The following is a 23424-nucleotide window of genomic DNA, read 5'->3' on the forward strand; positions in this document are numbered from 1 at the left end:
GTTGAATCTTGTTAAAACAAGAACTTTTCCGGAATGACCCAATTTTGCCCGACCGATCATCAACGCAGCAATGGCGTAAGACGTATTGATCTTTCAGGCAGTTAGCGGGCTGCGGGTTGCAGTCCTTACCGGTAAGTGCTCTATGAATTTCGCGTTGTAGGAAGACGGCAAGTCTGGGAACCCCCAAGAATTTACTCCGGTGAGTGACTGGGGTGAGTAGATGAAGCCAACGCACCGATAGCGTGAAAGACGACGAGCATAATGGAAGCGTTTCTGGAGAGTAACACCCAGACTGTTCCCCTGATAATTGCGCTGTGTTTCCGTATGAAATACAGGCAACCGACACTCTGCGCCTCTTTGAGCTGACGATAACCGTGAGGTTGGCGACGCGAATAGACACGAGGCCATCGGTTCACACCCGGAAAGGCATTACTCTGCCCGCAGCTTAGTCGTCAATGTAAGAATAATGAGTAAGTTACGATGAAAAGAATGTTAATTAACGCGACTCAGCAGGAAGAGTTGCGTGTCGCCCTTGTAGATGGGCAGCGTCTGTACGATCTGGATATCGAAAGTCCTGGACACGAGCAGAAAAAAGCCAACATCTATAAAGGTAAAATTACCCGTATTGAACCGAGCCTGGAAGCCGCTTTTGTTGATTATGGCGCTGAACGTCACGGTTTCCTCCCGTTAAAAGAAATTGCCCGCGAATACTTCCCCGCTAACTACAACTCCCATGGCCGTCCCAACATTAAAGATGTGTTGCGCGAAGGTCAGGAAGTGATTGTTCAGATTGATAAAGAAGAACGCGGCAACAAAGGTGCTGCACTGACCACCTTTATCAGCCTGGCGGGTAGTTATTTGGTTCTGATGCCTAACAACCCGCGTGCGGGTGGTATCTCTCGTCGCATCGAAGGCGATGACCGGACAGAACTCAAAGAAGCGCTGGCAAGCTTGGAACTGCCTGATGGCATGGGGCTCATCGTACGCACTGCGGGTGTTGGTAAATCCGCAGAAGCGCTGCAGTGGGACCTGAGTTTCCGTCTGAAGCACTGGGAAGCGATTAAAAAGGCCGCTGACAGCCGCCCTGCTCCGTTCCTGATCCATCAGGAAAGTAATGTCATCGTTCGCGCATTCCGCGACTATTTACGTCAGGATATCGGCGAAATCCTCATTGATAACCCAAAAGTCATGGAGATGGCGCGTCAGCACATCGCCGCGTTGGGTCGTCCGGATTTCAGCAGCAAAATTAAGCTCTACACCGGTGAAATCCCGCTGTTCAGCCACTATCAAATCGAGTCTCAGATTGAGTCTGCGTTCCAGCGTGAAGTGCGCCTGCCTTCTGGGGGTTCTATCGTTATCGATAGCACCGAAGCACTGACCGCAATTGATATCAACTCCGCACGTGCCACGCGCGGCGGCGATATCGAAGAGACCGCATTTAATACCAACCTTGAAGCGGCCGATGAAATCGCTCGCCAGCTGCGTCTTCGTGACCTCGGCGGCCTGATTGTTATCGACTTCATCGACATGACGCCGGTTCGTCACCAACGTGCCGTTGAGAACCGTCTGCGTGAAGCCGTTCGTCAGGACCGTGCGCGTATCCAGATTAGCCATATTTCTCGCTTCGGCTTGCTGGAGATGTCCCGTCAGCGTCTGAGCCCGTCATTGGGCGAATCCAGCCATCACGTCTGCCCGCGTTGCTCCGGCACAGGTACCGTGCGTGATAACGAATCGCTGTCGCTGTCTATTCTGCGCCTGATTGAAGAAGAAGCGCTGAAGGAAAACACCCAGGAAGTCCATGCGATTGTCCCGGTGCCGATTGCGTCTTATCTGCTTAACGAAAAACGTACTGCGGTCAATGCTATTGAAACCCGACAGAACGGCGCACGCTGTGTGATCGTGCCCAACGATCAAATGGAAACACCGCACTACTCTGTTCTACGTGTTCGCAAAGGTGAAGAGACATCGACCCTGAGCTATCTGCTGCCGAAACTGCACGAAGAAGAGATGGCGTTACCGACGGAAGAAGAGTACGTCGAACGTAAACAGCCGGAACAGCCTGCGCTGGCGACCTTCGCCATGCCAGACGTACCGCCAGAACCTGCTCTGCAGGAGCCTGCCGTTACAGCCGTTGCTGCCGCACCAAAAGCAGCCGCAGTCGCAGCAGGATCCGAACAGCCTGGTTTGTTTGGTCGTTTCCTCGGCGCACTGAAGTCCATCTTTGGTGGCAATGAAGAAGCCAAGCCTGTTGAGCAGCCAGCACCGAAAGCGGAAGAGAAATCTTCTGAACGCCAGCAGGATCGTCGTAAGCCTCGTCAGAACAATCGCCGTGACCGCAACGATCGTAACGATCGTCGTGATAATCGCGATAACCGTGGCGAACGTGATAACCGCGATCGTGACAACCGTAATGAACGTTCTGATAGCAGCGAAAACCGCGATGAAAATCGCCGTAACCGTCGCCAGCCGCAGAATGCCGAAGCGCGCGATACCCGCCAGCAATCCACCGATGTTGCTGATAAAGCGAAGTCAGGTGACGAGCAGCAGGCTCCGCGTCGTGAACGCAACCGCCGTCGTAACGACGACAAGCGTCAGGCACCGCAGGAAGTTAAAGAACTGAACCTGGTTGAACAACCGGCACAGGATACGGATCAGGAAGAGCGCGTTCGCCAGCCTCAGACTCGCCGTAAACAGCGTCAGTTGAACCAGAAGGTTCGTTACACCGATAGCGCAACCGTCGAAACCGAAGCCGTAACCGCTGCCGTGGTTACCGAAACGGTTGTGGCTGAGCCTGTGGTTCAGGCCGCTGTTGCCCAGCGAACTGAACTGGCGAAAGTCGACCTGCCTGCCGTTGTCACTACCGAGCATGAAGATAACAACGATGCGCGTGATAACAACGATGCACGTGATAGCAACGGTATGCCGCGTCGTTCTCGCCGCTCGCCTCGCCATCTGCGCGTAAGCGGACAGCGTCGTCGTCGCTATCGTGACGAACGTTACCCGACACAGTCGCCAATGCCGATTACTGTCGCCTGTGCATCTCCAGAATTAGCCTCTGGTAAAGTCTGGATCCGTTACCCTGTTGCCCGTGCACAGGAACTGCAGGTTGAAGAGCAGCATCAGCAGGAAGTGGCCCAGGTGCAGCCGGTTATCGCCGAGCAGCAAACCATTGCAGCGGTCGTTGCACCAGCAGTGGAAACCGTAGCGGCATCTGTCGCGGTCACAGAAGCGCCGGTAGTCACCGAAACCGTCGTTGTCGAACCTCAGGTTGTGGCGGTTGAAACCACACATCCGGAGGTTATCGAGACGGCTGTTGAGGAACAACCGCAGTTCATCGTTGACGCTGACGTCCCGGTTGCAGAAGAGGTTGTTGCTGAAGCTGAGCCCGTAGCAAACGTGGTAGAAGCACCGATTACCGAAGAACCTGTCCAGGTTGACGTCGCTGTCGCCCAGCCAGACGTTGCTGAACCGGTTATCGAGGCCGCGCCAATTGCCCCGGTTACGCAGGAAGAAGTCGCACCGGTTGCACCAGTCGTTGTCGCTGAAGCTGTGGTAGAACCTGCGTCTGTTGCCGCTGTACCCGTAACGGTTCACAGCCACGCAACCGCACCGATGACCCGCGCACCTGCGCCGGACTACGAACCAGAAGCGCCGCGTCAGAGCGACTGGCAGCGCCCTGCTTTCGACTTCGAAGGCAAAGGTGCCGCAGGCGGTCACAGCGCCACGCATCAGGCTACTGCCCCAGCCACACGCCCGCAGCCTGTTGAGTAAGCCGTAATCAACATCAAAGCCGACCTTCGGGTCGGCTTTTTTATTTCTTATCGATTTGTTTCATTCCCGTCAGCTGCGGCATCACATCCTTCATCAGCGCCAGAAATTTACGCAGTCGGACCGGATAATAACGCGCCCAGGGATACACCAAATGCACCGGCAGCGATGCCGCAGGCCAGTCTGCGAATAGCTCGACTAAACGCCCGTGAACAATATCGTCTTCCACCATCCAGCTTGACACAATGGCTACCCCCAGCCCTGCCAGAGCCGCATTTCTGGCAACATAAATACTGTCCGTGCTTAATCGGGGAGAGATATTTATCGTGATGGGTTCATTTCGCTGTTGATGGCGCAGCGACACACTATGCTGATAAAACGTGTTTACAGCAATCCACGGCAGCGTTGATAACTGTTCGGGATGCGTAGTATCGCCATACTGCGCCAGCAATGCCGGGCTGGCCACAATGCTTCGGGGCACTTCGGCCAGCAGAACGGAGACCGTTGCCGGATCAACTTCCGCACCCACTCGGATCGCGCAATCAATATTGTCGCTAAGGAAATCCACCGTTTTGTCATTGAGCATCCACTCCACCGATAACTGCGGATAACGGGCCAGAAATTGCAGCAGCGGTTCAAGCAGTTGTTGCTGACCAAACGCATGAGGCGCTCGTACCCGCAGCATACCGACGGGTTCATCCTCCGTGATATTCAGCCCATCTTCCAGCGCTAACCAGGCATCGATAATATGCTTAGCATGCTGATATCCCCGCTCTCCGTCATCGGTCAATTTCATCGCGTGGGTGGTGCGTAAAATCAGTTTCACACCCAGCAGCGTTTCCAGGGATTGCAGTCTCCGACTGACGGTCGCCTGGGTGGTCCCCATCTGTTTTGCCGCCGCAGAGAGCGATCCTGCCTCAACGATGCGCACAAACGTCCGCATCAGCTCCACTCTGTCTATACGCTCATTTTTCAAGATAACCACTTTCATCATACGTCAACCGTATAACTGTTTTACCACCACGCCCGCTACCGTGCCAATGAGCGAAAGATAAAAATAGCCGTACATCCTGTGATTGAGGAATCATTTGTGAACACATCTACCGCACTTTCCCGTTGGGTCATCTTTGTACTGGCACTTGGCGCCGGTTTCAGCGTGGCGGCTATCTACTATGCCCAGCCTCTTCTGCCGCTGATCGGTCAGGACCTGACCTTAAGTCTCACCGGTATGGGGCTGGTGCCGACGCTTACCCAGGCCGGGTACGCGCTGGGGATTTTGTTTCTCTTACCGCTTGGCGACCGCTATGACCGCCGGACTTTAATCTTGCTGAAAAGCATCTCACTTGCCGTGCTGCTTCTGGCCTGCAGCTTTAGCGGGCAACTGCATTCACTGCTGTTGATTAGCTTGCTGATGGGAATGGCGGCAACCATGGCGCAGGACATCGTTCCCGCAGCAGCTATACTCGCCCCCGCGGGGAAACAGGGAAAAACGGTCGGTACGGTGATGACCGGCCTGTTGCTGGGCATTTTGCTCTCCCGCACCGTCAGTGGTCTGGTGGGCGAAGCGTTTGGCTGGCGCGAGATGTATCAACTCGCCGCCATCAGTATTGCCATTATTACTGTGGTGATGTGGAAAATGCTGCCTCACTTTGCGGCCAATTCCACGCTGAGCTATCCGTCGTTAATGCTCTCAATGGCCAAACTCTGGCAACGGTATCCTGTACTGCGCCGGGCGGCGTTGGCACAGGGATTCCTGTCAATTGCCTTCAGTGCCTTCTGGTCAACACTGGCGGTGATGTTATCCGAGCATTATCACATGGGCAGCGCAGTAGCCGGGGGTTTTGGTATTGCAGGAGCAGCAGGTGCGCTTGCCGCACCGCTAGCTGGACATCTTGCTGACAGAGTTGGCGGCGAAAAGGTCACGCAACTGGGGGCATTATTAGTGACGCTTTCTTTCGCGCTGATGTTTTTACTGCCCGCCCTGCCGGTTGAGGGACAGTGGCTGCTAATAGCCCTTTCTGCGGTCGGCTTTGATCTTGGGCTACAATCCAGCCTGGTGGCTCACCAGAATCTGGTCTATAGCCTTGAGCCTCAGGCGCGGGGCCGCCTGAACGCCCTGCTGTTTACCCTGGTGTTCATTGGCATGGCGCTGGGTTCAGTTCTCGGCACCCAAGTTTACGCCCTGGCAAACTGGCAAGGCGTTGTCGGGTTGGCAACCGTCAGCGGTGCGATTGCTCTGATGATCAGACTGACGGGTAACACCGTGGTGAGTCGGACAAAAACGGCCTAAAAAAATGCCCGCACCGGGGTGTAAGTGGCGCGGGCAGACAAACATATCCAGTTTCATGATATGTTTCAAAAAAAGGCGTTAACGATTTAACTGGAACAACGACATTCCCTGCATATCGGTAAACGCTTTATAGGATGCCTGCAGCGCAGCCTGCTGCATAACATAGGACGAAATCGCTGCGTTCCAGTCGACATCCACCAGGTTACTCATCTGCTGAGTTTGCCCTAATGCGCGATCGGTACCCAGTGAATCCAGCGAGCTCAACTCACTGAGCTGTGTGCCTAATTCAGCACGCACAGACAGGACGTTATTAAGCGAGTTCTTCAGGCCACGGCTGGTTTTATCAATAGCGGCTGCCGCTTTATCTTTTGCCACATCATCCCCAGCAACCGGCGTTTTGAGGGCATCAATAGCGGTATCCAGCATTTTGAACAGGCTCTTTTCCTGGGTTCCACCCGCGGGTTCCGGCACCGCATTACTGGTCAATTCGGCAAATATTTTATCCCCGGTATGGCCAATCACCATGGTACGGGCAGCATCGACCTGCTGGGTCACGTTTTGGGTTCCGCCAGTATAGGTACCATCAGCCTGGGCAAATGGTGCACTTTCTGTTTTATATCCACCGAAAATATAGCGCCCGTTGCCATCGGTGCTGTTCGCCAGGTTCATCAGCTGATCGCGGATCCCCTGTAAATCAGTTGCCAACGATGCACGGTCATCATCACTTAACGTCCCGTTAGCAGCATGGACAATTTTTTCCTGCGCGCTCTGAATAGCCGTCGTTACCTGTCCCAACACGTTTTCTTCCAGTGAGACTTTTTGCGTGGCGAAAGAGCGCGCCAGCGTGTACTGGCTGTTTTGTGCCTGAGCCTGAGACAGCACCACGGCCTGTGAGGCGGCAATCGGATCGTCAGACGGATTAATGACCCGTTTACCCGTCGACATTTGCTCGCCGAATTTCATCCATTCCGCCTGAGAGTTGGTGATGCCACGCATGTTCTGCTGGTACATCATCTGGGTACTGATACGCATTGATTCCCTCTCCCTTAGCGAATATTAATCAGTGCATCAAACAACGCATTCGCGGTTTGCAGCACCTGGGCGTTAGCCAGGTAGTACTGCTGATAGCGCTGCAAATTGCCGTACTCTTCGTCGAGATTCACCCCGGAGATGGACTGCTGCTGATTAGAGAGCTGCGTGACCACGTTGTTTTGCGTGGTGCTGCTGGTTTTCAGCGTCGCGGTTTTGTTACCGACATCGCTTACCAGCGTGGCATAGGCATCGTTGAAGGTTTTATTCCCGACGGTGGCCTTATTTTGTAGATCCAACAGTTTCTGACCGTTACGGTTGTCGCTTGCGCCCGTCTCCGCAGCAGGATCGGTCTTTTTCTCTGACGCCATGGCAATTTTTGACTCGTCGGTCACCATCACTTTCATATTGACGATGGCGTCGCTAACCGGCTTCAGAATAAAACTGTCATTATCGTTAGCTCCGGTTGGTTTATTCGTCACCGTCACTTTCAGGCCATCAATATCCAGTTTACCGCTGGCATCCGGTTTTGCTTCAAACGTCGTATTATCCGCCAGGCGCGTGACTTGCCATTTGCCACCGTTAAACACAACTTTATAGTCAGTCGCCTGCACTTTCGAACTATCATCAACTTCAGCGGTTAACTCCGCTTTGCCGGTGTTTTTAGCATTACTGGTCACCGACGGATCGCCGATAGCAAAGAAATCCTTACCCGCAACACCATCAGTATCAAAACCGGCTTTATGCTGTGTGTTAAAGGCGTCGGCAAAAGCCAGTGCCAATTGGCCCAGCGTATTACGCGTCTGGTCCAGTTCCTGAGAACGAAACGTCAGCAACCCACCCAGTGAGCCGGTATTGAGCAGTTTTTCTGGAATTTCAATATTACCCGCAACCCCATCGACATAGGCCACGGTGGTGCGGGTGGTATCGGCACTGGACGGTACGGCAGCAAGCTGACGTGCGCTACTGCCCTGCACCAGCGAATAGCCATTCGCCATGGTGACGTTATAGGTGCCGCCGTCTTGAACGCTGACTTCAACGCCGACAATCTTGTTTAATTCGCTCACCAACTGGTCGCGCTGGTCCAGCAGATCGTTCGGTGAAGCGCCCGCGCCGACGCCGGTCAGACGAGAGATTTGATCGTTGAGACTGGCAATTTGCTTCGAGTAGTTATTGATCTGGTCAACACTGGCGGAAATCGCGGTATTAACCTGTTTATCCTGATCGCGCAGATACTGATCGGTGGTTTTAAACTGGTTGACTAAGCCGTCTGCTTTGCCAATCAATGCCTGACGCGCCGCCGGGTCTTCTGCGTTACTGACCAACGTTTGTAAGCTGGTGAAAAAGCCCTGCATCGAGGTAGAAATAGAGCTGGTCTTGCTGGCGAGCAGGTTATCGATTTTCGACATTTGCTCATAACGCGTTGTCAGACCGCTGCTTTGGTTCTGCGCAGCGCGTAACTGATTACTGATAAATGAATCATACTCACGCTGCACGCCAGAAACATAGACGCCATTGCCAACCCAGCCCCCCGCACCCAGCGTGCTGTTTGCTTGCGCCATAATGGTCGTCTGGCGGGTATACCCTGCCACGTTATAGCTGGAGATGTTATTACTGGCTGTGTTCAACGCGGCCTGCGCTGCGCTAAGACCACTCATGGCGTTGTTAATCAAGCTGGACATGGAGGTTCCTTGTAATCCTTCAATACTCGTTATTATCGGCAGCGGATGGGTAGACTTGAGTTATTTAAAACAGATTGTCGAGATTGCTACTGTAAGTTTTACTCACTTTCTCGCTCATCGACTTCAGCTGCTGGATCATGGTGGTTAATTTACGCGCATAGTGCGGATCGGTGGCGTAGCCTGCATTCTGCAAGGCCTGCGCACCCTGTTCGGCAGTCGCCGCACCGGTTACCGCGGCGTAGCGCGGATTACGCGATATCAGCCCGACATAATCCGACAGCGCCTCAAGGTACGAGCTATAGACACGGAATCGGGCTTTCACTTTTTTCGCCTCACCGTTTTCATATTCGGTAGTGGTGATTTCGGTGGTCGGCCCTTTCCAGCTCCCCGAAGCCTTCACGCCGAAAATGTTAAAGCTCGGCTCACCGTTCTCACGGCGGATTTGGCGTTGCCCCCAGCCGGATTCCAGCGCCGCCTGTGCCAGGATCAGATGATGCGGTACCCCGCTTTGTTGACTCGCCAGTTTTGCTGGTAGCGATAGCTGAGCAAGGAAGTCTTTACTGTCGCCCGACAGCGGTTCATCGTTCCCTTCCGTCGCTTTCGGTAGCGCTTTACGCACCATCTGCGTCAGTGCCTGGTTTTGATAGCTGGTCACCGTTTCCAGTGAAAACTTCATCGGTACCTGCGGCGCATCATCCGCAGGCGTCCCCTGGCCTTCGGTCATCTGCTTAACCATCATTTCAGCCAGCCCCAGACCTTTGCCTACTGTCATCTGCTGGGCTACCTGCTGGTCATACATGCTGGTGTACAAGCGCGTCGAGTCGCTGCTAAAGACGCCATCTTTTGGCAGCGCTTCACGCATGCTTTTCAGCATCATCTGGACAAACATCCCTTCAACCTGGCGGGCGACCGGGCGGATATTTGCCGCCGGATCCTGACCCGCCTTCGCTTTCAGTTCGTTCAGCGATTGCGCATCCCAGGCGGCGCTGGTCAGCAGTTTGCTGTCGCCAATCATCAGATAATTTCCAGTTTGGCGCGTAAACAACCCGCACTTTGCATGGATTGCAGAATTGACATCAAATCCATTGGCGTGGCACCGAGCGCATTGAGGGCGCGAACCACATTGTTCAGATTGGCGCTGGAGCGCACGCTCTGCAATGAGCCGCCGCTTTGACGCATATCGATTTGGGTTTGCGGGGTAACCACGGTTTGCCCACCGCCAAACGGCGTATCGGGCTGACTGACGTTGGCCTGGCGATTCACCGTGATAGACAAGTTGCCCTGCGCGACCGCGCAACTGTCCAACGTAACTTCGCGGTTCATCACTACCGATCCCGTACGGGAGTTGATAATCACCTTCGCATCCTGCGGCGTTACGTTCACTTCTATATTCTGGATATCAGCGAGGAAGCGCACCTGCGAGCTATTGCCGCTCGGCACACGCACCTGAATCGTACGCGCATCCAGCGCCGTGGCGCTGCCAAACCCACGCGAACGGTTAATGGTGTCGGTTATCTGCTGTGCCAGGGTGAAGTCTTCATTATTCAGCTGCAGATTGAGGGTGTTTCCGCCACCAAACTGGCTAGGAAGTTCGCGTTCAATAGTGGCCCCGTTGGTGATCCGCCCACCATTGAGTTGGTTCACCTGAACGCTACTGCCGCCCGCCGCAGCACCGGCGCCGCCGACTAAAATATTGCCCTGCGCCAGCGCATACACCTGGCTATCAACCCCTTTCATCGGGGTCATCAGCAGCGTCCCGCCGCGCAGGCTTTTGGCATTACCCATTGAAGAGACCACAACGTCAATGGTTTGTCCCTGACGTCCAAACGCCGGAAAGGATGCAGTCACCATCACCGCCGCCACGTTTTTCAACTGCATATTGGTGCCGGTCGGCACGGTGATCCCCAGTTGAGAGAGCATGTTATTGAGCGTTTGGGTGGTGAACGGCGTCTGGGTGGTCTGGTCACCCGTGCCGTCCAGCCCCACCACCAGCCCGTAGCCAATCAGCGAGTTTTCACGCACACCCTGAACGCTGGTCAGATCGCGAATACGATCGGCATGGGCCAATGTAGTTACCAGCATCAGGACCATTGCAACAAGAGTTTTAAACACAGAAAGCCTCGCTTACATCGGTGACAAATTAAGGAAGAAACGCTGCAACCAGCCCATATTCTGCGCTTCGTTGATATAGCCGTTACCGACATACTCAATACGTGCATCCGCCACCTGTGTTGACGGAACAGAGTTGCTGCCGCTGATGGTGCGCGGGTTAACCACCCCGGAGAAGCGGATAAATTCAGTGCCCTGGTTTATGGCGATCTGCTTTTCACCCACAACGTGTAAATTGCCGTTGACCAGAACCTGATCGACGGTCACGGTCAGCGTACCGCTAAAGGTGTTACGGGCATTAGCGCCACCTTTGCCGTTAAAGGAGTTCCCACCGGACGCTTCTACGTCAGCACGCTCGTTGCCAAACAGTCCCTGCAGGTAGCGCGGCACCGTGTCGAAACCAAAGTTTGTTTTGCCATCACGGCTGGCGTTAGCAGAAGAGCTTTTGCTCGCACTGACGTTTTCCTGCAATACGATAGTTAGCGTATCGCCAACATTGCGCGGACGGCGGTCTTCAAATAGCGGCTGGTAGCCATAGTTAACTGGCTGCGCAGACTGAAAAATTGATCCATTGGCCACCGGCGTTGGGCCAGGTATCGGCTGGGCAGAGGTCGCCCCCTGAACCAGCGGCGTGGCCGGGATCCAGGCACATCCTGTCAGTGACACCACCAGCAGGGCCGTAATCGGGTATGGGTGAAGCGCGTTTTTTCGCATTGCCTTCATCTTCTACATCAGTGTGCCGGTGAGGTTTTCACCCCACCGGACAACACGTTAGAGTTGCGTCAGTTTTTGCAGCATCTGATCGGTAGTCGACACCGCTTTGCTGTTGATTTCGTAAGCACGTTGAACCTGGATCATATTCACCAGCTCTTCCGCCACATTGACGTTAGAGGTTTCAACATAGCCCTGATACAGCAGACCCGCACCGTTAAGCCCTGGCGTGCTCTCGTTCGGCGCACCTGAAGATTGCGTCTCGGTGTACAGGTTCTCACCAATGCTTTCCAGGCCGGTATCGTTCATAAAGGTGGTCAGGTTGAGCTGGCCTACCTGTACCGGCGCCGCCTGTCCTTGCTGGGTTACGCTGACGATGCCATCACGCCCGATAGTGATGCTGAGCGAGTTCGCTGGAATGGTGATCGCTGGCTGAACCTGAAAACCGCCTGCCGTCACCAGTTGGCCGTTCTGATCCACTTGGAAAGAGCCGTCACGCGTATAAGCAGAAGTACCATCCGGCAACATGACCTGGAAAAAGCCCTGGCCTTTAATCGCCACATCTTTGCTGTTATTGGTCTGTGACAGGTTGCCCTGACTGTGTAAACGCTCGGTCGCCACCGGACGCACACCGGTACCGATTTGCAAACCCGAAGGCAGTACGGTCTGTTCAGAAGACTGCGCGCCCGGTTGACGAATCGTCTGGTACAACAGATCTTCAAACACCGCACGCTGACGCTTGAAACCATTGGTGCTGACGTTTGCCAGGTTGTTGGCAATCACATCCATGTTGGTTTGCTGTGCATCCAAGCCGGTTTTGGCGATCCATAATGAACTGATCATAAAATGTCCTGTATTAACTCATCGACAGCAGTTGGTTGGCGCGACCCGCGTTATCATCCACGCTACTGATAATCTTCATCTGCATTTCGAAGCGACGGGCGCTGGCGATCATGTCGCTCATCGCGGCAACCGGTTTGACGTTACTGCCCTCCAGCACGCCCGACATCACGCGGATGCTGGGATCGGCCGGAAGCGTCGGACCACGGGTCGCCTGTGCCGCCGCGCTCAGACGGAACATACCGTCATCACCACGCTGCACTTCACTTCCCGTCGCCTTCACCAGCTTCAGACGCCCGACAGGCGCCACGGTATTCGCCGGATCGCCTGGGTTCAGCGCAGAAATCGTCCCGTCAGCAGCAATGGTGATTTCTGAACCTTCCGGTACCGCTATTGGCCCGGCTTCGCCAATCACCGGGTGTCCCTGAATGGTCAGTTCACCGGTGGGGCTTACCTGAATTGCGCCATTACGGGTGTACCCTTCACTGCCGTTAGCGGTCTGCACCGCCAGCCAACCGTCCTGTTGCAGCGCAACGTCCAGCGGGCGGGAGGTGTAGTCCATCTGACCTGGCGTCATATCAGCCCCTGGCGTTGAGGCCACCACCAGCGTACGCGTCGGTAAAGAGAGCCCTTCAACCGGTACCGCACGTAGCGCATTAAGCTGCGCGCGGAAACCCGGCGTTGAGGCGTTTGCCAGGTTGCTGGCCGTCACCGCCTGTTGGTTCAGCGTCTGACTGGCCGCGCCCATGGCGGTATAAATTGCGTGATCCATTAAGCCATCCCGTCAAGCGCTTAGCGCAGGTTGACCAGCGTGTTGAGGATCTGATCCTGGGTTTTGATGGTCTGCGCGTTCGACTGATAGTTACGCTGGGCGACGATCATGTTCACCAGTTCTTTACTCAAATCCACGTTCGATGCTTCCAGCGCGCCGTTCGTCAGCTTGCCGAAGTTACCGGTGCCCGCGGTGCCCAGCAGCGCGACGCCAGAAGACTGTGTCGCGGCCCAGACGTTATCGCCCTGAGAAGCCAGACCTTCGTTGTTGGCAAAGTTAGCCAGCACGATCTGCCCCAGAAGTTGCTTCTGTTCGTTGGAGTAGTTACCCACCACCGTGCCGTCATCGTTAATCTGGTAGCTCACCAGATCGCCCGGTTTGTAGCCGTTCTGATTCGTCGCAACGATGTTATTGGCGCCGGTATTCTGCTGCATGGAATTGAGGAAACTCAGAGAGAAACCCGCAGGGACCGCGCCATTGATAGCACCGGTGGTTATCTGAATTTGCGGCTGGGCGTTGGCGGGGCCTTCCACAGGGATTTTTGGCCCTGTAGGATTTAACGGATCAACCGGAACGGTCCCAGGAATATAGTTATTCACCGAGGCCAGCGTGCCATTAGCGCTGAAGTTCATCACCGCATTTTTAGTCGCGGGAGAGCCCGCCACGCTGGCATCCTGGGTGTAAACATCCCATTTGTTATCCGTCGTTTTGACATAAAAAACATTCATGTCATGGGCATTACCCTGACTATCAAATACGGTCACGGTGCCTTTTTTGTTGTACGAGTCCGCATCACTTGCGCTAAAAGGTTTATTCGCCGGAATCTTGTCAGTGGAGTTCAGGTTGATCTGCATAGACGCGGTGGTCGTGGATTTCGCCGCCATCAGCGTATTCGGAATCGTGATCGGTGCCGGGTTTGCGCCCTGCTGTACCGTCGGCGGTGTGCCGGTGGCCGGATAACCCGTCAACTGCAGCCCCTGCATGTTGACGATATTACGGTTTTCATCGAGCTTGAACTGACCGTTTCGGCTGAAGAAAACAGACCCATTGCTGTCGACCATACGGAAGAAACCGTTCTGGCTAATGGCAACGTCCAGCCCACGGCCGGTGTTGGTGGTAGTGCCATCGGTAAAGTCCTGGGTAATACCCGCAACTTTAACGCCCAGGCCCACTTTAGAACCGGCAAACATATCCGCAAAGGAAGCGGTACCGGATTTAAACCCGTAGGTCGCGGAGTTGGCGATGTTGTTACCAATGACATCGAGGTTGGTCGCTGCAGCGTTCAGACCGCTGACCGCTTGAGAAAAGGCCATGACTTACTCCTGATAAGTGTGAAGGCTTAGATGATCTGCCGTACTTCGTCGAGGGTGGTGGTTCCATAGGTGCCGAGGTCCAGCGTGTTACCGCCGTTGCTGCGAATAACCCCCTGCACCAACGCAAACTGAAGTGGCTGCGCCACAAGCTGCGTCCCCCCATTGCTGGCGGATATCGCCACGTTGTAGGAACCGCTTGGGGCCGCTGTGCCATCCGTCATGGTGCCGTCCCAGGTGAAGGTGTGAACCCCCGCCTTCAGCTCACCAATATCGATCGTGCGCACGACCTTGCCGTCTTTATCGGTAATGGTGGCAGTGACCTTATCGGCTGGCTGCTGCAGCTCAACGCCAAACGGTGTCGTGGTGGTGGTCGCCCCCTCTTCCGTCCCTTTCCCGGTCAGGATCGTGGTACCTGGAATCATCACGCCATGACCAATCAAGGTACTGGCCTGCAGCGACTGACTGTTGTCTATCTGTCCAGAAATCGACCCCAGCGTAGTATTCAGCTTCTCAATCCCGCTGACGGTACTGATTTGCGCCAACTGGGTGGTGAGTTCGTTGTTTTGCAAGGGGTTGGTCGGATCCTGGTTTTTCAGCTGCGCGACTAACAGCGTCAGAAAGCTGCTTTGCAGATCGGCGGCATTGCTGCCCGTCAGTGAACTGTTGTTACTGGCTGCATTCACGCCCGTGCTGCTCGGGTCATTCATTTTTACCGAAATTGACATGTGCGGCTCCTTTACTGGCCTAGCGTCAGCGTTTTAAGCATCAAACTTTTTACGGTATTGAGCACTTCGACGTTTGCCTGATAGCTGCGTGAGGCTGACATGGTGTTGACCATCTCTCCGACCACATCCACATTGGGCATTTTGACGTAACCGTTCGCATCGGCCAGCGGATTACCCGGTTCATAAACCAGCTTGTCCGGCGCCTGGCTCTCAATCACATCAGCGACTTTTACGCCACCGGTAGCCGCACCCGGCGCGGCGTTAACCTGAAAAACAACCTGCTTCGCGCGATACGGTTGACCGTCAGGTCCCGTCACGCTGTCCGCATTCGCCATATTGCTCGCCGCCACGTTCAGGCGCTGGGATTGCGCGGTCAGCGCCGAACCTGCGATATCAAAAATATTTAACAACGCCACGAATTAGTTCCCTCCTTGCAGCACGGTCATCATGCCCTTGATTTGTCCACCCAATGCGGTGAGCCCCATCTGATACTTCAGACTGTTATCGGCAAACTGCGTACGCTCGCGGTCCATATCCACCGTATTGCCATCCAGCGACGGTTGGTCCGGAATGCGATAAAGCAACTCAGTCGAAGGTGCAGAAAGTGTCTGGGCCGGAATATGTTGTGCAGAGGTCAGCGTCAACGAGACACCGCCGGTTTCTTCCCGTCCACGCACCATGACTTTTTTTAATTCACTGGCGAAATCCAGGTCGCGCGCCTGATACCCCGGCGTGTCGGCGTTGGCAATGTTGGCCGCTAATACTTCCTGGCGTTGGGCGCGCAGATTCAGCGCTTCCTGTTGAAAACGTAAGGCGGCGTCGAGCTTATCGAGCATATCTCCTCCGCAAATGACAAAATTCAGCCGACAGCTTAAATCCCATTACGCGCGCGTTATCGCTGGAATAAGCGCAAAATGCGTCGCTATTTGTTGCGTTGATGGCGGCGTCACACAGGTAAAATCCAGCCACAGCCTGAAAAAGCGAGAGGTATTGATGCAAACGTTCAAACGCGGAATAGCGGTGGTCGCACTGCTGTTCAGCCCCCTGACGCTGGCGCAAGACCTGAATTCGCAGCTTACGGCGTGGTTTTCCGAGCGACTGGCAGGGTTCAGTGACGAGGTGGTCGTTACCCTCCGGACCCCACCCAACCTGCTGCCTGCCTGTGAGCAACCGGCACTCAGCGTGGCCGGTAGCGCGAAGTTATGGGGCAATGTGAATGTGCTGGCGAGATGCGGCAATGAAAAACGTTACCTACAGGTGAACGTGCAGGCCACGGGCGACTACGTGGTTGCCGCTGCCCCCATCGCCCGGGGAAGCGCGCTTAACTCAGCCAGCGTAACGCTAAAACGCGGTCGTCTGGACCAACTGCCGCCACGTACCGTGCTGGACATTAACCAGGTGCAGGAAGCGGTGAGTCTGCGTGATGTGGTCGCTGGCCAGCCGATCCAGCTCACCATGCTGCGTCAAGCATGGCGGATAAAAGCGGGTCAGCGCGTGCTGGTTATCGCCAATGGAGACGGTTTTCGCGTGAATGCGGAAGGTAAGGCGCTGAATAATGCGGCGGTTGCCCAGAACGCCAGGGTACGGATGCTTTCAGGCCAGGTCGTCAGCGGCGTCGTCGATTCTGATGGGAATATTCTTATTAACCTATAATAGGTTAAAGATTTTTTTGCGGATGCCGATAGATAATCAACCAATGATTAAAGCGGGCCGCTATAGCGTAACCCCTCGATGAGGATAAAAAAAATGAGTATTGATCGTACCTCACCATTGAAGCCAGTTAGTACTGTCCAGCCGCGCGAAGCCAGCGACACGTTGGTCCAAAAAACGCGTAAGGAAAAAACGTCCACGACCAACAGCACTAGCGTCATGTTGAGCGACGCGCAGGCAAAGCTGATGCAACCCGGCACCAACGACATCAATATGGAGCGCGTTGAAGCACTGAAAACCGCCATCCGTAACGGTGAGTTGAAAATGGATACCGGAAAAATTGCCGACTCGCTGATCCGCGAGGCGCAGAGCTACTTACAGAGTAAATAAAGTATGACGCGTTTGTCAGAAATACTTGATCAGATGACGACTGTCCTGAATGACCTGAAAACGGTGATGGATGCTGAGCAGCAGCAACTTTCCGCAGGCCACATTCACGGTAGCCAGCTACAGCGTATTACAGAAGAAAAAAGTTCTTTGCTGGCAACCCTGGATTACCTGGAGCAGCAGCGACGTCTTGAGCACGACGCGACGCGCAGCGCTAATGATGATATTGCCCAACGCTGGCAGACGATTACCACTAAAACGCAGCATTTACGCGATCTCAACCAGCATAATGGTTGGCTGTTGGAAGGACAAATCGAGCGCAATCAACAGGCGCTCGAGGTGCTTAAACCGCATCAGGAACCCACGCTGTATGGCGCTAACGGCCAAACATCTTCAGCCCATCGCGGCGGAAAGAAGTTCTCAATTTGACGAATGCCTGACGGCTCGTAGCTTTCAGGCCTGCGTGTTTTGCAGGCCGGATAAGGTGCTCCCCTCATCCGGCAGTATGTTCATTATGCCGTTCGGCGCACAAACTCTTTCACTTTAAAGCCCAGCACGGCCAGCGCGGCAAAGTAAGCAGTAATGCCGACCAACACCACCGCCATTAAGCGCAGCAGACGCCACAGCATCGTCCCCTGAGACCACTCCGGCATAATGTACAGCATCCCCACCAGCGCCGCAGACATCACCAGCACAGAGATCACCAGACGCGCCAGGAACCAGGCCCAACCCGGCTGTGGGGTGAATATTTTCTGTTTACGCAACTGCCAGTACAGCAGCGAGGCGTTCAGACAGGCCGCCAGACCGATCGACAGCGACAGCCCGGCATGTTTCAACGGACCGATAAATGCCAGGTTCATCACCTGGGTCATAATCAGCGTCACGATGGCAATTTTCACCGGCGTTTTAATGTCCTGACGGGAATAAAATCCGGGGGCCAATACTTTCACCACGATCAGGCCAATCAGACCGACCGAATACGCTACCAGCGCGCGCTGGGTCATGGATGCATCAAAAGCGGTAAACTTACCGTACTGGAACAATGAAACCGTCAGCGGCTTTGCCAGGATCCCCAATGCCACCGCACTGGGCAAAGCAAGCAGGAAGCACAGGCGTAAACCCCAGTCCATCAGGCGACAATATTCATCATGGTTACCGCTGGAAAAACTTTTTGACAGCGAGGGCAGCAGAATAGTGCCCAGCGCGACGCCCAGAACACCTGACGGGAACTCCATCAAACGGTCAGCGTAGTACATCCAGGAAACCGAACCTGAAGCCAGAAATGACGCGAAAATCGTGTTGATAATCAGGGAAATCTGGCTGACGGAAACGCCGAGGATCGCCGGCCCCATCTGCTTCACTACGCGCATCGCGCCCGCATCACGAAAATTCACGCGCGGCAGCACCAGCATGCCAATTTTCTTCAAGTGCGGAAGTTGATATACCAGTTGCAGCACACCACCGACGGTCACGGCCCACGCCAGCGCCAGCACCGGCGGATTAAAATACGGAGCGGCAAACAGCGCAAAACCGATCATGCTGATGTTGAGAAACGTCGGCGCAAACGCCGGAATAGAGAAACGGTTCCAGGTATTCAGAATCGCACCCGCCAACGAGGCCAGCGAAATCAACAGAATATAAGGAAAGGTTATCTGCAACAGCTGGGTAGTCAGCGTAAATTTGTCAGCAGTATCGGCAAAGCCTGGCGCGGTGACCATGATCACCCACGGCGCGGCAAGCATCCCGGCAACCGTCACAACGGCCAACGCCAGCGTCAGCAAGCCAGACACGTAGGAAACAAACACGCGGGTGGCGTCTTCGCCCTGCTTACTTTTGTATTCAGCCAGAATAGGGACAAATGCCTGAGAAAATGCGCCTTCAGCAAAAATTCGACGCAGCAGGTTAGGAAGTTTGAATGCCACAAAAAAGGCATCGGTCGCCATCCCTGCACCAAAGATTCTGGCGACGATCGCATCACGCGCAAAACCCAGCACGCGTGAGAACATCGTCATTGAGCTGACGGCTGCCAGTGACTTTAATAAATTCATCTATGTTGTATTCCAGACTCTGAGGCAAAACCCCGTATAACCAACATCGCCATCCGGCAATGTCACTGTGCCTGATGGCGACGCCGCAGCGTCTTATCAGGCCTACAAGCCAGCCTATGGTTGAAAAGAGGTGTTATTTTGAGTGGGCATATATACCCGTCATACTTCAAGCTGCATGTGCGTTGGCTGCGCTCGCTCACCCGAATCACTTACCTGAGTAAGCTAACGGGATTCACTCCCTTGCCGCCTGCCTGCAACTCGAATTATTTTGGGTATAGTACCTGGATTATGCTGAATTACTACCGCCAGATGTTACAGGGGGTTATTCGTCCATCGCATCCCGCCACAGCTTTTCCACCACGCGCTGCGCCAGAATAGCCTGCTCACCCGCTGTCTCAGGAACTGTCTGATTTTGCACGCATTCAATAAAATGGCGCGCACATCCGGTAAAGCCTCGCTGCTCCAGCGTCGTTTGCCAGCCGGGTATCGGTTGCTGAACGACACCGTGTCCGCGCTCCTCACGCCATTCACGCATATCCGTGACATCAATTAACCCACCGTCGATAACCGCCTGCACGCTCTCGCGCTGACTGCCCGCACGGCGATGCATACTGGTCGTTATCTGCAGCCGGTCGACGCAGAAATGGTGTTCTGCATACAGCATTGCTCCGGACTCGTTGGTTAACAGCGTGCCGCTATTTAGCTGTGCCTTTCCCCCTGCCAGCCACAGCGCGGTGTCCACCACATGCAGATAGTCATCCAGCAGCGTAAAACGCAGATCGTGTGGCCCGACGCTATCGCTGCGATGCTTATCCATGCGGATGGAGGCCGGCTGGCTTAACTGCGACTTTAACTCGCGATACAGCGGCGCAAACCGGCGGTTAAATCCGACCATCAACGTCAGTTTTTTTCGCGCCGCCAGCTCCACCAGTTGTTCCGCATCACGCAGGTTTTCCGCCAGCGGTTTATCCACGCAAACGTGGACCCCGGCATGAAGCAATTCGCTGACTACCGCATGGTGCGTCGCAGTACTGGAGTGTACGAAAACCGCATCACAGGTTGCCGCCAGGTTTTGTAATGAATCAACATACGGCATGCGCCAGGCTGCACAAATCCGTTCTGCTTTCTCACGCGAAGGTGACCAGGCCCCCTGTAACGTCCAGTCCGCAGCGGCGCCCAACACGGGTAGCCAGGCTTTTTGCGCGATGCCGCCCAACCCGACGACACCGATACGAAGTTTTTTCACGTTACTCTCCCAGATGCGCCAGCAAGGATTCGAGCCGCTGTTTTAACTCAGCGACTTCGCTTTCCAGCACCTCAACGCGCGCCTGCAAATCGCTGGATGCCGCCTGAGGCTCATCGGCGGTTGTCACCATCGTCAGATCGACGTCGCCACAGAACAGATGCATATAGCGGCTTTCGCGTTTTCCCGGTTCACGCGCCAGACGGACCACGTAAGGACCATCTTCGCGGGTGGCCAGCTGTTCCAGCGTTGACTCCACTTCCGCCACATCGCTGAATTCATACATGCGGGATGCGCGACTACGCAGTTCGCCCGGCGTCTGCGCACCGCGCAGTAACAGCGTGGTGATCAAAGCCACCTCACCGGCGCTGAGCTTAAGGTTACCAAACTCTGAATTGCAGAAGCGCTGTTCGTACTTGGTCACACGATTGCCGAATCCGCTCACCGTACGCAAGAAATGGCGTTTCACCAGATTATCGAGCTGATCCTGCACCTCCGATTCCGACAGGTTCATCACCGGTTCACGATTAGTTTTTTGGTTGCAGGCGGTCACCACACCATTCACGGAGAGCGGATATTGTTCCGGCGTAGTCACCTGTTTTTCCAGCAAACAGCCAATCACGCGTGCTTCGGTAGCGGTTAATTCATATTTCATCGTCTTCTCCATTCATCAGCCAATACAGCTGAAACTTAGCGACCGGGGGTCCATTCTGATGTTGTTAACGCCGTCAGCACATGATCGCGCCACTGCCCATCTATCAGCAAATAGTCTTTGGCATAACCTTCTTTTTCAAATCCAAGCCGCGCCAGCAAATCGCCGCTACGTTTATTGTGTGGCATATAGTTCGCCATAATGCGATGAATATGCTGCGTACGCTGCATATAGCGAATGGCTGCAACCAATGCCTCATACATCAATCCCTGCCCTTGCCACTTTTGCGCAATGGAATAGCCGAGATAGCAGGCGTGAAACGATCCACGCACAACGTTGGAGAAATTTGCAACACCGATAATCTCTTTCTCTTCCGGGTCGAGCAGCGCAAAGTAATAGGCAGAGCCTTGTTTATGAAACTCGGTGATCATACTCAGACGCGCCTGCCAGCCAGAGGGATAGCAGTGGCTTTCATCGCGAATAGGCTCCCATGGCTTTAAGAAATGACGATTCTCTGCGTAATAATCTGCCAGACGCCAGGCATCACGCTCATGCACTAAACGCACGACCAGGCGGTCCGTGGTTAAGCGCACTTTTGGCACGTTACTGCGATAGCCAAACATTCTATACCTACTCCTTCCCGCACCGTTTTCAATACGCTATTCGCGATACTATACCTGTACAAATATGCCCGATGAAAAGAGCAAAACACCATTTCTTGAATTATTCACACATTTTGATGAAAACTCTCTATCAAGACCGACTTTTGATAAAAAAATATTGTCCCGCCGAGGGTGGGAAAAGGTCAGACAACCCCGCAGAATAGACAGGCTTACCGTTAAAACTCTAAACAGAGTGACGAGTTTTTCCCTGGAGGGGAAATGTCGCAAGTCTCGCAGGCGAGGAACCTGGGTAAATATTTCCTGCTTATCGATAATATGCTGGTCGTGCTGGGCTTCTTCGTCGTCTTCCCGCTGATCTCGATTCGTTTCGTCGACCAAATGGGTTGGGCCGCCGTGATGGTCGGCATCGCGCTCGGGTTACGTCAATTTATTCAGCAGGGTTTGGGAATTTTTGGCGGGGCCATTGCCGACCGTTTTGGCGCAAAACCGATGATTGTCACCGGCATGCTGATGCGCGCCGCCGGGTTTGCGACGATGGGAATCGCCCATGAACCCTGGCTTCTGTGGTTTTCCTGTTTTCTCTCCGGGCTGGGCGGCACGCTGTTCGATCCCCCCCGTTCGGCGCTGGTGGTCAAACTGATCCGCCCGGAAAAGCGCGGACGCTTCTTCTCCATCCTGATGATGCAGGACAGCGCCGGGGCGGTCATTGGGGCATTACTGGGAAGCTGGCTGTTACAGTATGACTTCAGGCTGGTCTGCGCCACCGGGGCCATTATCTTCATCCTGTGCGCCGCCTTTAACGCCTGGTTGCTTCCTGCGTGGAAACTATCGACAGTGAAAATTCCGGTGCGTGAAGGGATGAACCACGTGATGCGTGACAAGCGATTTGTCACTTACGTGCTGACGCTGGCAGGTTACTACATGCTGGCAGTCCAGGTGATGCTGATGCTGCCGATTATGGTTAACGACATTGCAGGATCCCCAGCGGCCGTCAAATGGATGTATGCCATCGAGGCGTGCCTCTCGTTAACGTTGCTCTACCCGATTGCCCGCTGGAGCGAAAAACGTTTTCGCCTTGAACACCGCCTGATGGCCGGTCTGTTAATCATGTCACTCAGCATGATGCCTATTGGGTTGGTCGGAAACCTACAGCAGCTCTTCACCCTGATCTGCACGTTCTATATCGGCTCCATTATTGCTGAGCCAGCACGTGAAACGCTCAGCGCCTCGCTGGCGAGCGCACGGGCCCGGGGGAGCTATATGGGCTTTAGTCGGCTGGGACTCGCCATCGGCGGCGCCATAGGCTACATCGGCGGCGGCTGGCTGTTTGATATGGGTAAGGCACTGTCGCAGCCCGAGTTACCGTGGATGATGCTGGGTGTTATCGGCATTATCACCTTCCTGCCGCTGGGCTGGCAGTTCAGCCACAAACGCACGACGCGTGGAATGCTGGAGCCTGATGCCTGACGCGTAACCCTCAGCCCGGACACCTTTTCAGTTTTTTCTGCTGGTGTCCGGGGCGCTGGTACTGGATGCTGCTTTGTGTCACGATTACGCCATAAGCATCATGTTGAGGAACCCC

At 54.6% G+C, this 23424-nt stretch carries 22 protein-coding genes; 6 read left to right on the forward strand and 16 right to left on the reverse strand.

Going from position 1 to position 23424, the window contains the following annotated elements; all coding sequences use genetic code 11:
• Positions 1 to 480: 480 nt before the first annotated feature.
• Complete coding sequence (gene rne, locus FDW95_RS20150) at positions 481 to 3771, forward strand: ribonuclease E (protein WP_137363594.1); 3291 nt, start codon at positions 481 to 483, stop codon at positions 3769 to 3771.
• A 40-nt stretch (positions 3772 to 3811) separates the two neighbouring features.
• Here the strand turns inward: rne and FDW95_RS20155 are convergent, their stop codons facing one another.
• A complete protein-coding gene (locus FDW95_RS20155) occupies positions 3812 to 4747 on the reverse strand; it encodes a LysR family transcriptional regulator (protein WP_170973034.1) in 936 nt (311 codons plus the stop codon).
• 111 nt (positions 4748 to 4858) lie between these two features.
• Between FDW95_RS20155 and FDW95_RS20160 the strand changes: the two genes are divergently transcribed.
• A complete protein-coding gene (locus tag FDW95_RS20160; RefSeq protein WP_115258862.1) occupies positions 4859 to 6058 on the forward strand; it encodes an MFS transporter in 1200 nt (399 codons plus the stop codon).
• 78 nt (positions 6059 to 6136) lie between these two features.
• Here FDW95_RS20160 and flgL read toward each other — a convergent pair whose 3' ends face one another.
• From flgL to flgB, 11 genes are all read right to left on the reverse strand, one after another.
• Positions 6137 to 7090, reverse strand: a complete 954-nt coding sequence (gene flgL, locus FDW95_RS20165) for a flagellar hook-associated protein FlgL (protein ID WP_115258863.1) — start codon at positions 7088 to 7090, stop codon at positions 6137 to 6139.
• 14 nt (positions 7091 to 7104) lie between these two features.
• Positions 7105 to 8769, reverse strand: coding sequence for a flagellar hook-associated protein FlgK (gene flgK / locus FDW95_RS20170; protein ID WP_115258864.1), 1665 nt, complete (start codon positions 8767 to 8769; stop codon positions 7105 to 7107).
• A 64-nt stretch (positions 8770 to 8833) separates the two neighbouring features.
• Entirely contained in the window at positions 8834 to 9784 is a 951-nt protein-coding gene (gene flgJ, locus FDW95_RS20175) for a flagellar assembly peptidoglycan hydrolase FlgJ (RefSeq protein WP_115258865.1), read from the reverse strand.
• Positions 9784 to 10881 (reverse strand): flagellar basal body P-ring protein FlgI, encoded by a 1098-nt coding sequence (locus tag FDW95_RS20180; protein WP_115258866.1) that lies wholly within the window; start codon positions 10879 to 10881, stop codon positions 9784 to 9786. Before FDW95_RS20180 ends, flgJ begins: the two co-directional genes overlap by 1 nt.
• A 12-nt stretch (positions 10882 to 10893) precedes the next feature.
• Positions 10894 to 11592, reverse strand: coding sequence for a flagellar basal body L-ring protein FlgH (locus FDW95_RS20185; protein WP_096757558.1), 699 nt, complete (start codon positions 11590 to 11592; stop codon positions 10894 to 10896).
• Positions 11593 to 11649: 57 nt separating this feature from the next.
• Positions 11650 to 12432, reverse strand: coding sequence for a flagellar basal-body rod protein FlgG (gene flgG, locus FDW95_RS20190; protein WP_045441663.1), 783 nt, complete (start codon positions 12430 to 12432; stop codon positions 11650 to 11652).
• 13 nt (positions 12433 to 12445) lie between these two features.
• A complete protein-coding gene (locus FDW95_RS20195; RefSeq protein ID WP_096757559.1) occupies positions 12446 to 13201 on the reverse strand; it encodes a flagellar basal body rod protein FlgF in 756 nt (251 codons plus the stop codon).
• A gap of 20 nt (positions 13202 to 13221) precedes the next feature.
• Positions 13222 to 14514: a flagellar hook protein FlgE gene (gene flgE, locus FDW95_RS20200; protein WP_115258867.1), complete on the reverse strand. Its 1293-nt coding sequence runs from the start codon at positions 14512 to 14514 to the stop codon at positions 13222 to 13224.
• A 26-nt stretch (positions 14515 to 14540) separates the two neighbouring features.
• Entirely contained in the window at positions 14541 to 15239 is a 699-nt protein-coding gene (gene flgD / locus FDW95_RS20205; protein ID WP_115258868.1) for a flagellar hook assembly protein FlgD, read from the reverse strand.
• Between the two features lie 11 nt (positions 15240 to 15250).
• Positions 15251 to 15655: a flagellar basal body rod protein FlgC gene (gene flgC, locus FDW95_RS20210; protein WP_096757562.1), complete on the reverse strand. Its 405-nt coding sequence runs from the start codon at positions 15653 to 15655 to the stop codon at positions 15251 to 15253.
• A gap of 3 nt (positions 15656 to 15658) precedes the next feature.
• Positions 15659 to 16075 carry a flagellar basal body rod protein FlgB gene (gene flgB / locus FDW95_RS20215; protein ID WP_096757563.1) on the reverse strand — a complete coding sequence of 139 codons (417 nt, stop codon included), beginning with the start codon at positions 16073 to 16075 and terminating at the stop codon, positions 15659 to 15661.
• A gap of 157 nt (positions 16076 to 16232) precedes the next feature.
• Between flgB and flgA the strand changes: the two genes are divergently transcribed.
• The 3 genes from flgA (at position 16233) to flgN (ending at position 17705) form a co-directional block, all read left to right on the forward strand.
• On the forward strand, positions 16233 to 16892 hold the full coding sequence (gene flgA, locus FDW95_RS20220; protein WP_115258869.1) for a flagellar basal body P-ring formation chaperone FlgA: 660 nt from the start codon (positions 16233 to 16235) through the stop codon (positions 16890 to 16892).
• Between the two features lie 93 nt (positions 16893 to 16985).
• Positions 16986 to 17279 (forward strand): flagellar biosynthesis anti-sigma factor FlgM, encoded by a 294-nt coding sequence (gene flgM, locus FDW95_RS20225; RefSeq protein ID WP_096757564.1) that lies wholly within the window; start codon positions 16986 to 16988, stop codon positions 17277 to 17279.
• A 3-nt stretch (positions 17280 to 17282) separates the two neighbouring features.
• Positions 17283 to 17705 (forward strand): flagella biosynthesis chaperone FlgN, encoded by a 423-nt coding sequence (flgN, locus tag FDW95_RS20230; protein ID WP_115258870.1) that lies wholly within the window; start codon positions 17283 to 17285, stop codon positions 17703 to 17705.
• An 83-nt stretch (positions 17706 to 17788) separates the two neighbouring features.
• Here flgN and murJ read toward each other — a convergent pair whose 3' ends face one another.
• The 4 genes from murJ to rimJ all read right to left on the reverse strand — a co-directional run bounded on the left by murJ (position 17789) and on the right by rimJ (position 21842).
• Positions 17789 to 19324, reverse strand: a complete 1536-nt coding sequence (gene murJ / locus FDW95_RS20235) for a murein biosynthesis integral membrane protein MurJ (RefSeq protein ID WP_096757566.1) — start codon at positions 19322 to 19324, stop codon at positions 17789 to 17791.
• A 322-nt stretch (positions 19325 to 19646) separates the two neighbouring features.
• Positions 19647 to 20570 (reverse strand): Gfo/Idh/MocA family oxidoreductase, encoded by a 924-nt coding sequence (locus tag FDW95_RS20245; RefSeq protein ID WP_096757567.1) that lies wholly within the window; start codon positions 20568 to 20570, stop codon positions 19647 to 19649.
• 1 nt (position 20571) lies between these two features.
• Complete coding sequence (locus tag FDW95_RS20250; protein ID WP_096757568.1) at positions 20572 to 21222, reverse strand: YceH family protein; 651 nt, start codon at positions 21220 to 21222, stop codon at positions 20572 to 20574.
• Between the two features lie 35 nt (positions 21223 to 21257).
• Entirely contained in the window at positions 21258 to 21842 is a 585-nt protein-coding gene (gene rimJ, locus FDW95_RS20255; RefSeq protein WP_115258871.1) for a ribosomal protein S5-alanine N-acetyltransferase, read from the reverse strand.
• A 258-nt stretch (positions 21843 to 22100) separates the two neighbouring features.
• Between rimJ and mdtH the strand changes: the two genes are divergently transcribed.
• Entirely contained in the window at positions 22101 to 23309 is a 1209-nt protein-coding gene (gene mdtH / locus FDW95_RS20260; RefSeq protein ID WP_115258872.1) for a multidrug efflux MFS transporter MdtH, read from the forward strand.
• Positions 23310 to 23424 lie beyond the last annotated feature (115 nt).

The organism is Citrobacter sp. wls718, from assembly GCF_005280945.1.
GTDB classification, from domain to species: Bacteria; Pseudomonadota; Gammaproteobacteria; order Enterobacterales; family Enterobacteriaceae; genus Citrobacter; species Citrobacter gillenii.